Here is a 13423-nt window from a genome sequence, read left to right on the forward strand (position 1 = left end):
GAGTGATCCGAAATCCGAGTTTGAGGAGCTGGTAGGCCTTTTCATCGAAGTCAAATCGAATCGTCAGGTGATTGTGGTGACCCACAATGCAAATCTTGTGGTCAATACCGACGCCCAATCTTCATCGCGCACTGCACCCACATGGCGAACTGCCTCCGATCTCCTACACATCTTGCGGTTAGGCGGCGTTATCTTCGGCTGTCTCGCTGACCGTCGCTTCGACCGGCTTGGAGAGAGAGATCGCGATCATTTCCGACACCTTGTCGGCTGCCGTGCGGATTGGATCGGTCTTGAGATGGGCGTAGCGGGCTGTTGTCTGAACCTGTGTATGCCCGAGGAGCCTGCCGATCATTGTCAGATCTTGTCCAAGCTGGAGTGCGTCCGAGGCGAAGGAATGGCGCAGATCATGAATACGCAAACCGCTGAGTCCTGCACGCTTCCGTAGCCGGCGCCAAGGCTTCTGGATGTCGGTCAGGTATTGACCCTCGACGCGACCGGTAATGACATACGGGTTATCCTTCAGCTTCGGGATGTCCTTCAGTACGTCGATGGCAGCCTTGCCAATTGGCACAATTTTGGCACCGGTTTTGGAGTCGGGGAGGCGCAAGACACCTGCGTCGAAGTCAATGTACTCCCATTTGAGCGTCTGAATCTCGCCCAGGCGGCAGCCGGTAAGAAGCAAGAGGCGAATGCAGTTCGCGGCTTCCGGCTCGCTATCGGATTCGCGCAGGACCCTGCCGAGTCGGGCGAGCTCATCCGGGGTCAGATAACGCTCCCGTTTGACTTCCTTGTAGCGTTTCACCTTCCAGCAGGGATTTACGCCGTCGGTGCGCACCCCCCAAGTGTGCGCGACGGTGAACATGATCGAGAGGACGCCGAGCGTGCGGTTCGCCTGATAGGGCGTCGTCTTCATCGACTGGTGCAAATTGACGACGTCGGCGCGGGTGACATCGATGATCCGAGGGGAACCCAGCTTGGGGTTAATGAACAGCTCAACCGAACGCTTGTATTCGCCGTAGGTGGACGGCTTGCAATGTACGGCGACGTGTTCCTTGAGGAAGCGCTGGCCGAACTCCTTCATCGTGGGCGAGGCTTTGCGCTTGTCGCGGTCGGTCGCGGGATCGCCGCCCAACCGGACATCGGACAGATGCTTCATCGCCTCGGTGCGGGCGAGTTCGGGCGTCAGAGCGCCATGAAGGCCTATGTTGACGCGGCGTAGCCGGCCGCCGGCGCGAAACTGCGCAAGATACATCTTCCGACCCGAAGGATAGACGCGCAGACCGAAGCCTTTCAACTCGTCGTCCCAAAGGAAGAATTCCTTGTCGGCCGGCGCTGCGGCATCGACGGAACGTTTCGTGATCTTCGGCATGGAACACCTCGTGAACGCCGGAATCTCCGGAATCAAATCGGAATCATCTGGGAGAAAACTGCGGAGTTTTCAGTCGCAGAAAAGCGTAGGGGTGTGGTCGAAATATGTCAACGAAAACATCGTTTTATGTGGCGTTTGGCGGTGTTTTCGCAGGAACGGAAAATGTAGCGAAAACGGCCTGTAGCAAACTCATAACCTGAAGGTCGCAGGTTCAAATCCTGCCCCCGCAACCAACGCCTACGCTACAGTATCCGATAAGCGCCGGAACAACGCCATGACGCGCGAAAGCACTACGATATCGCCGCGATATGCATGCCGGTCGGAGGCCCGCATAGTACCGGAGCCGATCCGCATGAGCCTGGAAGGCTTTGGCCATTTCGTCAACGTGCTCTCCCGTCCGCCCGCTTCGGTCCCGGAAATGGTGGAGCTCCTCAAGCGCCCTGCACCTTGGGAGCCGGGGCATAAGGCGAAACGGTGAGCCCCGGCCGCTTATCGGGTCGCAGGATGTCATCGCGCTCAAACTTTTCGAACGGCCTAGTAAGCGACTGAAAATCGGATACGCCAGTGGTTCGGATGTCCGATCTCATCAAGCATGGTCACTGGCGGCAATGGCGTCGAGCCTTTCGTTTCGTTGGTTCATGGCCTTCTGAATCGCCCGGCCGGCCTCGCGCGGGGCGGCCTTTCTGTTTTGGCGATCGATACAGATTGAGAATGCGGGGCAGTCTGCCCGTCGACCCTGCTTCCGGCCGGCCAGACCGCCCCAGCGACGCCCGCCAGGCATGCTTTGGGCGGGGGCGTTGGGCATACCTGTCAAAACGCCGCTGTCCCCAAAGGGACGCGCTTCCTTTAGAGTGAAGCTCTCGTGGTGGCTACAAGCAGCAATGCAGTCAAATCGATATGATCGACTGAACACAGCGTCCAATTCGGCATTTGCGCAAGATAGTTGCAGGAATATCACGCCGCGACATGCTCCAGCCTGACCAAACGGTCATCCGGCAGCGACCCGCTGCAACGCCTTCGCTTCTTCCCACGGTGCGGTTTTGCGATTAGGCCGCATAAGCGGATGAACGAGGAACTTGGCCTCGATTTTTTCGAAGGCCAATCCTGGCATGGGATTCATCGCCACGCATTGATGACCATGATCGCCTATGCCTTCCTCCAGAATCAACGCCTCGGCCAAGCCGAGCCTGCCCGCCGTAAGACGCGCCGTCATCGCAGCCCTGTGCTAAGCCACCGGCTTTCGGAATGATCGGCGACGCTTGGTCACCACAACGACATCTTGAGACCTGTCGTCCGTGCGTTTGGCCTTGAAGGCGAGCACCTTTTTCGGTTCCGGTGCCGACAGGGGCTCAGGTTGTCCTGTCGGCTGCGGCGTTTGCCGGGCTTCTGACCTTGCTTTTCGGGTGCGCCGTAGTGCCTTGGCGGCCACTGCTTCGGCATCCGACACCTCACCGGACTGGTTCCCGTCGAGATCAATACGCGCGCCCCCGGCGCACAATGCCTTCAGATATTGATCCGTTCGGGTGTAGGCGCGCAGCGCTCTGCACAACTCCTCGTCCGAAAGTTCGTCGTCGCGCGAATGTCGTTATGGATGCCGATCTTCAGCGGCCTTGGTGCTCCCGGATTGAACGCCTGAGGCCACTTCGCCGACAGATAGCGGAAGAGCTTTGCAGGTGACTTCCCTTGCTTTGTGATCGGCATGACCAAGCCTCGCCCGATTTGTTCTGTGCCAAAGACGATGCCCTCGTAGCACGCACGCGGGCACAATATTAGGGAGAAATTATCCGAATTCAGTCGCTTAGCGGGACTGATGGGGTTGTCCCCGCAATCAATGGCTCTCGCCACTTGGCTGCCGATGCCGGCAGCTTACGTGAGGCCCTATGTGAAGTGGTAAAAGGTTGCTCATGTCAAACTCGCCGCAACGTTCATCGCGATGGCGGAGGAACGATGCGCGATTTCGTGACACGCTCCCCGTCGAGGATCGCGGTCCTCGCTTCCTCCGCCAGCCGATCCACCAGTTCCTGCCATTCCATGCGTCTTGCCTCACGCAAAGCGATCGGCAATTCATCGACATTTGCAAGTGCGCGTTCGGCATCCGCGAGCTCCTCGCAGATGTCACGAAAGGATTCGTCCGCACCGAACAGCCGGCGAATAGTCAGTTCGAACTGGGGGTAACGACTGACCACCGCCGAAAGAGCTGCCTGCTTGCCCGTTAGTCCGCTCATCTTCACGATCCGTTGAATTCGGCATGCTATCCGAGGGCTATTGCTGGAACCAGCGGCTGTATGTAAATTACGTGGGCGATTGATGTAATGACGGCAAAAGAGAAGCCGACGGTCGCCAAGATATAACCAGGTGAAGGTTCGGTGACCCCAGTGGAATCAGCCACGGCAAAGGGGGATTTTTCCCCTGCGGAGGATTGCCGCGCCCAGCTTGCCAGAATACTGAACAGCGCCGACTTCAACGCCAGTGAACGCGACCGTCGCTTTTTGAGCTATGTGGTCGAGGAAACACTGGCTGGCCGCGGCGACCGCATCAAGGCCTATTCTGTTGCAATCGAGGTTTTCGGGCGGGATACGTCCTTCGATCCGCAAAACGATCCGATCGTCCGCATCGAAGCTGGGCATCTGCGCCGGGCGTTGGAGCGGTATTATCTGACCGCTGGCCAGCCGGATCCGATCCTGATCACCATACCGAAGGGCGCCTATGTTCCGACGTTCTCAAGGCGACCCGCGCCCGATGCTGCCGAAGCGACGCCATCAGGCGCTGCGACAAAGGACACCCTTGCTAAAGCGACAGGCAAGCAACCCAAGAATTGGCTGGTGCTCGCAATCCTGGCTGTTTCTGCAGCGACCGTGGCGGCTGTTTTCGCCTTTCAGCCACGACCGACACGCCTTGATGCCGCAACTCCCGCAATTCCGCGCGTGCTGGTGGAGCGGTTCGACGACCTGGGCAGGACCGAAGCCTCCGCCACCGTTGCAAGCGGCTTGACGCAGGAAGTTATCAGCCAGCTCTCCAAGTTCCGGGACATTGTTGTTGTTGAATCCGCCGACAGTCCTTCCACGTCCCCACGCTATGTCCTTTCCGGAAGTGTCAGCATGGCGGCCAACGCGTTTCGTCTTCAGGCCAGGTTAGTGAACCGGAGCGACGGTACGGTCCTGTGGGCAGACAGCTATCATGGCAGAACGACTGTTGCCGAGATCTTGCAGGCACAGGCCGACATTGCGCGCAACGTGGTGACCAGCCTGGCGCAAACTTACGGTGTCATCTACCATGCGGACATCGCGAACAACGTCGACGCACCCCCCGGCGACTGGGGCGCCTACTCTTGCACGCTCTCCTACTATGCCTATCGAGCGAGCCTCGATCCGAGGGCCGGCCGCGAAGCGCGCAATTGCCTGGAGAAGACCGTCAAGCGCTTTCCGAGCTATGCGACCGCCTGGGCTCTCCTGGCGCAAATCAGCATTGACGAGCTTCGGTTCCGGTTTCCGTTTGATCCCGATGCATGGCAGCCTGAATTCGATCGCATTCTTATCATGGCACGGCATGCCTCGGAACTGGACCCTCGCAACGTCCGCGCGCTGCACGCCGAGATGTCCGCCCTCTACTGGAAGGGCGAATTCGAAGCGAGCCGAAAGGTGGGCGAGCAGGCCATGGCCATCAACCCGAACGATACCGATCTGATGGGCAGCTTCGGGTCCAGCTTGGCCTTGTCCGGAAGCTGGAGCGACGGCTGCCCGTTGATCGAAAAAGCGCGTGAACGCAGCGTTGGGCCTTTCGGTTACTACGAGTCAATTCTTGCCCTTTGTTCCTATTTCAGCGGCGACTACGAGCAGGCATCCATGTGGATCAGGAAATCGCCGGTCCCGAAAAATCAGCTCTATCACCTGATAGCGGCGGCGATCTTCGGAGAAGCGGGGAACAATACGGAGGCCGACCGCGAACGGGCCTGGCTGGAGAAGAATGCGCCAGAACTGGTGAACAACATGCGCCAGGAAGTCTACCGGCGCCTTCGCCGCCCCGAAGACGCTGCAACCTTCCTGAACTCGCTCAGGAAGGCCGGCCTCGATTTTGCTGTCTGACCAGCGGTTGGGCTGGACAGATCCGTGCCAGACCTGCCCGTAGTTTACCGTTAGTTACGTTCCCCTCCGAAGGAAAACGCGCCAACCATTCTGTCGGGTAATGCACGCCCACTATCGGATCAGGGAGCGCGACATGAACACAACAAGGCGGAACCTTCTTCTGACCGCAACCGGCCTCGCGGCAACGGCTGCTTCGCTGAAGGGGCGTTCTGCCCATGCGGCCGACCAGATGGCCGACTTCCTCTTCGTGCAGACGGCCGACGGGATGCGCTACGACAAGGCTGCGAACAGGCTTACCCTGGAAGGCGTTTCAGGCTCCACGCTGTTCTTCTCCGACCGCCCCGAGCGCATTGCCGGAAACATGAAAACCGCTGCCTTCATCCCGTTCTGGAGCAAGGGCGGGGACAGCTTCCTTTCCGACCCGCCGAACGCCGACCTGTCGATCCTTGAAGGAGATGAACTCAAGCAGGTCGTCGTCGTCCTGGAGAACCCGGAACTGAACGACAACAACCTGACCTACACGGTGAAGGTGGTTGGGGGCGAGATGCCAGAGACGGGCTCCGAGGCTTCCGTGTTCATCGACATCATCGGCATGCCGCTGACGCCGCTTTCATATGCGGGCGTCGCAAGGCGCGGCTACCGACGGGCGGTTCTTCACTAACCGCGACGCCCAGCGGGCCGCCCCAAGCACCAACCTATTATATCAGGAGTATGGAAAGATGAGACATCCGATCGCCGCAGGGCTCGCCCTGCTTCTCATGCAATCGGCCGTAGCGACGGCCCAGGTTTCCGAGGAAACGGTGAAATCGCTCGGCGCCCCCGACAGGATCGAGACCTCGATCGGCACGCTGGACTTCAAGGACGGCGCGCCGACCGCTGAGACCGCGCAAAAGGTGTTCGACGCGCTCGATTTCACGAACGCGCTCAACGTCTACAACAACAGCTTTCGCGGTGCTTCGGCCCTCGGCTTCCACAAGGGGCTCCAGAGCATTGGCGCCGACTACAACGACGTCATCATATCGTCCGAACTGGCGGACTCGGCGTCCCTGTTCCTGACCGGTAACGCCGACACCGTCTATTATATCTCGGTCGTCGACCTCTCGAAGGGGCCGATGGTGATCGAACAGCCGTCCGATGGCGTGGGCACCATCAACGACATGTGGTTCTCGTGGATCATCGACGTCGGATTCCCCGGCCCGGACCGCGGTCTCGGCGGCAAGTACCTGATCGTCGGGCCCGATTACGACGGACCGCTTCCCGAGGGCGGATATTTCGTCGCTCATTCGAAGACGGACCATATCCTCTACGCCTCGCGCGCCTACCTGGTGAACGACGATCCCAAACCGGCGGTCGAGAACATCAAGGCCAATCTGAAGATCTATCCCTACGCGGCGGGCGGCTACGGCACCAGCATCGCCGAGGCGCTGACCGGCGCGGTGCGCCTCGGGGAAAATGCGAAGATCCCCGACACCAAATTCGTCGAGTTCAGTGATGTGTCAATGAACACCATCCCGCCCAGCGATTTTGGCTTCTACGAGTGGATCAACGAGAACGTCCAGGCCGAGCCCGCCACCAGCTATGACGTGGAGCTCGCCGGCCAGCTTGCCGCCATCGGCATCGTCAAGGGCAAGGAATTCGCCCCCGACGAGCGGATGAAGAAGATACTCACCGATGCCGCCGCCGTCGGCCAGGCTGCCGGCCGGGTGCTGAACTGGCGCCCCTACGCGGTCCACCCGGACTGGGCCTACTACGAGGGATCGCAGTGGGGAAGTATGCTCTGGGAGGGCGGCGCCTTCTTCGAGACCCCGCCGCCTGCCTTCGCCGATGGCGAATTCAAGCCACTGCCGCCGACTGGTGCGCGCACCCTCGATTCGCGCACGGCCTTCTACTACGGCTACACGCTCGACAGCCCCGGCATGATCATGAACATCCCCCGCGTCGGATCGCAGTATCTGATGAATTTCCTCGATCCCGCGGGTGATGTGTTCGACGGCGCGAAGACCTACAAGGTGACGCTGCCCAAGGACATTCCGGCCGAGGCGTTCTGGTCGCTCACGCTCTACGACAACCAGACCCGCTCGATGCTGGCGACGCCCCAGAAGTACCCGCGCGCCGGCAGCCAGAGCTATCCCTCGCCGGCGGCGACGGCAGCCGAGGACGGCTCCACCACCGTCTGGTTCGCGCCCGAGCAGCCCGACGGCGTGGATCGCGGCAACTGGATCCAGACCGACCCCGAAAAGGGCTGGTTCACCATCCTGCGCCTCTACAGCCCGCTGCCGTCGTTCTTCGATAAGAGCTGGCGTCCGAGCGAGATCGAGCTGGTCCAGCAGTAGAGCTGGTTAATGCGGTGCCGGCGGCGGACGTCGGCACCGCACCGGTGGTCATGCCGATCACCAGCAAATGCAGGCGGACGAAATATATTGGAGATCGAAACATGAAACCCCCAAGCAACCCTGCTTCAGACGGCAGGCCTCTCGCGACCAAACTCGCGGTCGCTCTGCTCACCTCAGCCCTTGTCGCCGTGGGGTCGCTGCAGCTGGCGGCGGCGGATGTCACGGAAGCGGAACTGGGGTCGATCTCGATCCCCGACAAGGTCGACACTTCGATCGGCACGTTGGAGTTCTTTGACGGCGTACCAATCGGCAACACGACCCAGGCCGTTTACGACAACCTCGACAGAATGCGCGCCACCGACGTCTTTCTGGACAATCTCGGCGCCGTGTCGGTCTACAGCCTTCTCGACGGGTTTGCCAGGGCAGGCGCGGACGCGCCGAACAAGGTCGCGTTCTTCCCACAGTTGTTGGATTCGGCGACCGTCATGGTGACGCCCAACACCTCGACGCTCTACGCGTGGTCCGGCACCGACCTGGCGAACGACGGGCCAACGGTCATCGAAGTGCCGCCCGGGATGCTTGGCTTTCTCGACGATGCCTGGCAGAGATTTGTCGGCAATATCGGCATCACCGGTCCTGACAAAGGCAAGGGCGGCAAGTACCTCGTGCTTCCCCCGGGCTATTCGGGCGACGTGCCGGACGGGTATTTCCTGCTCAAGCCCCCGACCAACAAGAACTTCCTGTTCCTGCGCGGCTCAATCAAGGACGGCCTCAAGCCGGCGGTCCAGAACATCACCTCGGGCGTCAAGATTTACCCGTTGAAAGACGCCGGCAATCCCTCGCCGACTGAATTCGTCGACATGTCCGGGAAAGGCTTCAACACCGTTTTCCCGAACGACCTGAAATACTTCCAAATCCTCGACGCGATAATCCAGCACGAGCCGATCGATGCGATCGGGCCCGAAACGCGCGGTGAGATCGCTTCGATCGGTATCGTCAAGGGCCAGAAGTTCGAGCCCGACGACCGGATGAAGAAGCTGTTGACCGAAGCAGGCACGCTCGGCAACGCAACCGCGCGCGTCATCACCGCCTATCCTCGCATCGGTGGGGTCCAGATCTATCCCGACACCGACAGTTCCTGGATAATGGGATTTGCGAACAAGAACACCTCGTTCGAGGCGGATGGGGCCATGGGCCTCTCTGCGCGGCTTCTGTTCTACTTCAATGCTGCCGGCGTTACGCCGGCCATGGCGGTGACGAAAGCTGGTGCCGGGTCCGACTACGCCCTGGCCAGTCTCGATGCCGACAAGAAGCCGCTTGACGGGTCCAAGACCTATAGGCTGCATCTACCGCCGAACGTGCCGGTGAACGATTTCTGGGCCGTCACGATGTACGATACCCAAACCCGCTCGCAACTCCAGACGAGCCAGAAGTTCCCGACTGTCGGCAGCCAGACCGACGGCATGATCAAGAACGCTGACGGCTCCTACGATGTGTATTTCGCGCCCGAGGCGCCGGAAGGCAAGGAAGGCAACTGGCTTCAGACCATCCCCGGCAAGAGCTGGTTCGTGCTCCTGCGGATGTACGGGCCATTGGAGCCCTGGATCGACAAGACCTGGCGGCCCTCCGAGATAGAGCTGGTGCAATAGATGGAAGGCGCGGCTGAGATGCGGATCGGGCCGACGGCTTTCTGCGCCCTCGCACCCCAGCCGCGTCGCGCCCGAGGCTTGAGCCGGACTGCTACGAACATGGAGGAGAGACCACGATGACGTTTCATTCATCGCACATCCGCCGCGCCATCCCGGTGCTAATCGCGGGCATTCTGCTCGCCGCACCGGCAGCGGCACAGACCGACCCGCTGCCATCCTGGAACGACGGTGCGAACAAGCAGGCGATCATTGCCTTCGTCGAGGCGGTCACCGAGGAGGGCGGCCCTGACTACGTGGCCCCCGGCGACCGCATCGCCACCTTCGACAACGACGGCACGCTTTGGCCCTCGCACCCGATTTACACCCAGCTCGCCTTTGCGATCGACCGGCTCAAGGCGATGGCGCCCGAGCATCCCGAATGGAAGAGCACCGAGCCGTTCAAGTTCGCGCTCGAGAACGACATGGAGGCCCTGGCCAAGGGCGGAGAGAAGGGGGGCATGAAGATCATCGCGGCCACCCATGCCGGGATGAGCACCGCGGATTTCGAGAAGATCGTCACCGACTGGTACAAGACGGCCAAACACCCGAGATTCGACCGCCCCTACACCGATCTCGCCTACCAGCCGATGCTCGATCTGATGGACTACCTGCGCGCCAACGACTTCAAGACCTTCATCGTCTCGGGTGGCGGCATCGAGTTCATGCGGCCGATGACCGAGGCGGTCTACGGCATTCCGACCGAGCAGGTCGTCGGCTCTTCGATCAAGACCAGGTTCGAGAAGGTCGACGGCAAGCCGGTGCTGATGCGTCTCCCCGAGGTCGCGTTCGACGACAACGAAGGCGGCAAGCCAGTTGGCATAAACGCGCATATCGGCAAGCGCCCGATTGCCGCCTTCGGCAACACCGATGGGGACAGCCAGATGCTGGAATGGACGGCAGCCGGCGACGGCAAACGCTTGATGATGCTGGTCTTTCATGACGACGCGGAGCGGGAGTACACCTACGGGCCCGCGAATGGCGAGCCGGATACGCATTTCGGCGCCTTCACCCAGGCGCTGATGGATAAAGCCACCAGGAGAGGCTGGAATGTGATCAGCATGAAGAACGACTGGGCGACGATCTTTCCGCCGGTGAAGTGAGGCAAATATCTCCAACGCCGGCAAGTGGCAGCAACTTGCAGGTCTTGCCACCACAATCTCGGTTCGGGCGACTTGATGGTAAGCCGGACAAGATCGCAACGTTTTGGCAGTATGAATGGATATCGACGCCGAACAACCGGAACATCTTCTTCCGCGATTGCGCCCAGGGCTCCCGAGTTGCCCCACAGCTCGAACCGATTCGATAGCTCATTGAACAATAAAGCCTTGGAGCCGCTTCCGCCGATGCGCCGAAGATGAAAATGACGACGCCGATACCGGAGGCGATCACCACGCTGGAAAGCGTCGATACGCGTCTCGGGACGCTGAAATTCTTCGACGGCTTCCCGGACGATGCTACCTCCGAAAAGATTTACGACAACCTCGACTTCATGCGTGGCGTCGAGGCCTTCCTCAACGCCATACCGGGGGCATCCATCGAAGCTTTCCGGATTGGCCTTGCCAGCCAGGGCGCCGACAACAACCAGTCCATCCTGGTCTTTGAAGACCTGATGGACTCGCATTCGCTGTTCTTGACCGGGAACACCGAGAGTATCTACAACCTGATGTGGCTCGACACCAAGGCCGGACCGCTGGTGGTCGAGACGCCGCCGAACATTCTCGGCTTCATCGACAGCCACTGGTTCGAATATGTCGGCGATGTCGGCAATGCCGGCTCGGACAAGGGCAAGGGCGGCAAGTACCTGCTGTTGCCTCCGGGCTATGACGGCACGGTGCCGGACGGCTATTTCGTGATGCGGTCGCCGACCTATGGCAACCTGCTGTTCTACAGGGGCTTCCTCGAAGACGGCAGCACCAGGACGGCCGTCGAAAACACCAGGAAATACCTCAAGGTGTATAACCTGTCGGAAGCCGACAATCCGCCGCCCATGAAGTTCGTCAACGGCTCTCGGGTCCTAGACTCAAGCCGTTACGCAAAGGACAGCTTTTGAGAAGCGCCATGAATGTCGCGTGATGGCGGATAGTTGAATGTCAAATTAATTCGAAGGCCACCGCGAGTCGGTGCACTTACGGCGACCAGCGGGCGATGATAGCTGCGCGGCTGACGACGCTACAACGAGGCCAGAGGGCCGACAGGGTAGAAGGATCAATTGATCTTTCTACGGCGGCACAGATCCTCAACGTGTCTGGGAGACATTAGAAAGCCGGCGAGCGAAGGGGCTTGACGCCCGCCAGCCAAGTTGCGAGCTCCAACAGTTCGCAACAGACACGTGCACTAGTCTGGCGAAACTAGCAAGGGACTTTGAGAAAGAATGAAAATGTCCCGGCCGGGCAAAGCGCGTCCGGGACAAATGCAGCAGGCGCATGCGGGGGCAATTGGGCCTGCTTAGGCACATGAAGATACGCCCGCCGTTGACGGTGGTCGCCTTGGCCTTTTGGATGATGCGCGCGGTGCCTATCTCGGCCTCACGCCAGGACCTTGCAGACCGGCGAAGTCCGTCGAAGCGGTCGCATCTCGAAGCGCGGCAACAAGCCAACCGAAATCCGGCTCCAGAAACACAACAGGTGCCTCCAATCCCCCCGGCTGGTACTGCGGCTGGAAAAAACTCCCGTCGAACGTCGGGGCCATTCGAACGACGGGAGGCGTAGTTGGTGAGGCATCACCGGTTAGAGGTGGTGCCGGTTTCTGAGACAGGGGCTTAAGGTGGATCGATCGATGAAAAGGACGATCCAGCATGAAGACACGCAGACGGTTTACGGCCGAGTTCAAGGCCAAGGTCGCACTTGAGGCGATCCGCGGCGAGCGGACGATTTCGGAGCTGGCGACGAAGCACCAGCTTCATCCCAACCAGATCACCCAGTGGAAACGGCAAGCCATCGAGAACCTGGCCAAGGCGTTCGACGACAAGGCTTCCGATGCCCAGGCCGGCCGGGAAGCCGAGGTGACGAAGCTACACGCCAAGATCGGTCAGCTTGTCGTCGAGCGGGATTTTTTGGCCAAGGCCTTCGATCGCTGAGCCTGGATCGGAGGAGAATGATGATTGATCCCGATCACAACCGGCTCTCGATCCGCCGCCAGTGCGAACTGGTCTCGATCTCGCGGGCGTCGTTCTACCGACAGCCGGCGGGCGAGACGCCTGAGAACTTGGAACTGATGCGCATCATCGACGAGGCCTTCATGGAAATGCCTTGGTATGGCTCCAGGCAGATGGCGCGGCACCTGCGGCGTCAAGGCTGGTGCGTCGGCCGCAAGCGGGTCCGACGGCTGATGCGCAAGATCGGGCTGTCGCCGATCTATCAGGCTCCGAAGACCAGTGAGCCGCATCCCCAGCACCGCATCTATCCCTACCTGCTGCGGCATCTGGCTATCGAGCGGCCCGATCAGGTCTGGTGTGCGGACGTAACCTACATCCCGATGCGGCGCGGCTTCCTCTATCTTGTCGCTATCATGGACTGGTTCAGCCGCAAGGTGCTGGCCTGGCGGCTGTCGAACACGATGGAAGCCGACTTCTGCGTCGCCGCGCTCGAAGAGGCGATCGCCCGGCACGGCAAGCCCGACATCTTCAACACGGATCAGGGAAGCCAGTTCACCAGCTTCGCCTTCACGGCCACGCTGAAGGACGCCGGCATCCGCATCTCCATGGACGGACGCGGCCGCTGGATGGACAACGTCTTCATCGAGCGGCTGTGGCGCAGCCTCAAATACGAATGCGTCTTCCTCAGCGCTTTCGAGACGGGAAGCGAGGCCCGCAACGGCATCGGTTCCTGGATGGACTATTACAACCGGCGACGCCCGCACTCGACCTTCGCCGGCAGGACACCCGACGAGGTCTATGCTACGGCAGAAACGACGGAGCGACTGGCGGCGTAAAACGAACCCGATCCACCTTAG

At 60.5% G+C, this 13423-nt stretch carries 10 protein-coding genes and 2 pseudogenes; 9 read left to right on the forward strand and 3 right to left on the reverse strand.

Going from position 1 to position 13423, the window contains the following annotated elements:
- Window positions 1–4: 4 nt before the first annotated feature.
- A pseudogene (locus GM909_RS26585) lies at window positions 5–179 on the forward strand (AAA family ATPase); the annotation flags it as partial.
- Here the strand turns inward: GM909_RS26585 and GM909_RS12605 are convergent.
- Complete coding sequence (locus tag GM909_RS12605; RefSeq protein WP_157016732.1) at window positions 179–1369, reverse strand: tyrosine-type recombinase/integrase; 1191 nt, start codon at window positions 1367–1369, stop codon at window positions 179–181. The pseudogene GM909_RS26585 and the gene GM909_RS12605 overlap by 1 nt on opposite strands.
- A gap of 1054 nt (window positions 1370–2423) precedes the next feature.
- Here GM909_RS12605 and GM909_RS26035 point away from each other — a divergent pair.
- A pseudogene (locus GM909_RS26035) lies at window positions 2424–2618 on the forward strand (IS701 family transposase); the annotation flags it as partial.
- Here GM909_RS26035 and GM909_RS12615 read toward each other — a convergent pair.
- Window positions 2595–2918, reverse strand: a complete 324-nt coding sequence (locus GM909_RS12615; RefSeq protein ID WP_407941287.1) for a ProQ/FINO family protein — start codon at window positions 2916–2918, stop codon at window positions 2595–2597. The pseudogene GM909_RS26035 and the gene GM909_RS12615 sit on opposite strands and share 24 nt — an antisense overlap.
- A gap of 376 nt (window positions 2919–3294) precedes the next feature.
- The gene (locus GM909_RS12620; RefSeq protein WP_157016734.1) at window positions 3295–3594 is read right to left on the reverse strand and encodes a hypothetical protein; all 300 of its coding nucleotides are present in this window, start codon (window positions 3592–3594) and stop codon (window positions 3295–3297) included.
- Window positions 3595–3744: 150 nt separating this feature from the next.
- On the opposite strand from GM909_RS12620, the gene GM909_RS12625 reads away from it, so the two are divergent.
- The 7 genes from GM909_RS12625 to GM909_RS12655 all read left to right on the forward strand — a co-directional run bounded on the left by GM909_RS12625 (window position 3745) and on the right by GM909_RS12655 (window position 13402).
- Window positions 3745–5451: a tetratricopeptide repeat protein gene (locus GM909_RS12625; RefSeq protein ID WP_157016735.1), complete on the forward strand. Its 1707-nt coding sequence runs from the start codon at window positions 3745–3747 to the stop codon at window positions 5449–5451.
- Between the two features lie 133 nt (window positions 5452–5584).
- Window positions 5585–6112, forward strand: a complete 528-nt coding sequence (locus GM909_RS12630) for a hypothetical protein (protein WP_198174231.1) — start codon at window positions 5585–5587, stop codon at window positions 6110–6112.
- Between the two features lie 58 nt (window positions 6113–6170).
- Window positions 6171–7784, forward strand: coding sequence for a DUF1254 domain-containing protein (locus tag GM909_RS12635; protein ID WP_157016736.1), 1614 nt, complete (start codon window positions 6171–6173; stop codon window positions 7782–7784).
- Between the two features lie 101 nt (window positions 7785–7885).
- Complete coding sequence (locus GM909_RS12640) at window positions 7886–9433, forward strand: DUF1254 domain-containing protein (RefSeq protein ID WP_157016737.1); 1548 nt, start codon at window positions 7886–7888, stop codon at window positions 9431–9433.
- 116 nt (window positions 9434–9549) lie between these two features.
- Complete coding sequence (locus GM909_RS12645) at window positions 9550–10572, forward strand: HAD family hydrolase (RefSeq protein WP_157016738.1); 1023 nt, start codon at window positions 9550–9552, stop codon at window positions 10570–10572.
- A 260-nt stretch (window positions 10573–10832) separates the two neighbouring features.
- Entirely contained in the window at window positions 10833–11522 is a 690-nt protein-coding gene (locus GM909_RS12650) for a DUF1254 domain-containing protein (RefSeq protein ID WP_235911868.1), read from the forward strand.
- Between the two features lie 744 nt (window positions 11523–12266).
- Window positions 12267–13402, forward strand: a protein-coding gene (locus GM909_RS12655; RefSeq protein ID WP_407941288.1) for an IS3 family transposase whose coding sequence is annotated in 2 segments (ribosomal slippage) — window positions 12267–12537 and window positions 12537–13402 — 1137 coding nt in all. Because the reading frame shifts where the segments join, the coding sequence is not laid out codon by codon here.
- Window positions 13403–13423: the final 21 nt, after the last annotated feature.

It is taken from the genome of Mesorhizobium xinjiangense (assembly GCF_009749525.1).
GTDB classification, from domain to species: Bacteria; Pseudomonadota; Alphaproteobacteria; order Rhizobiales; family Rhizobiaceae; genus Mangrovimarina; species Mangrovimarina xinjiangensis.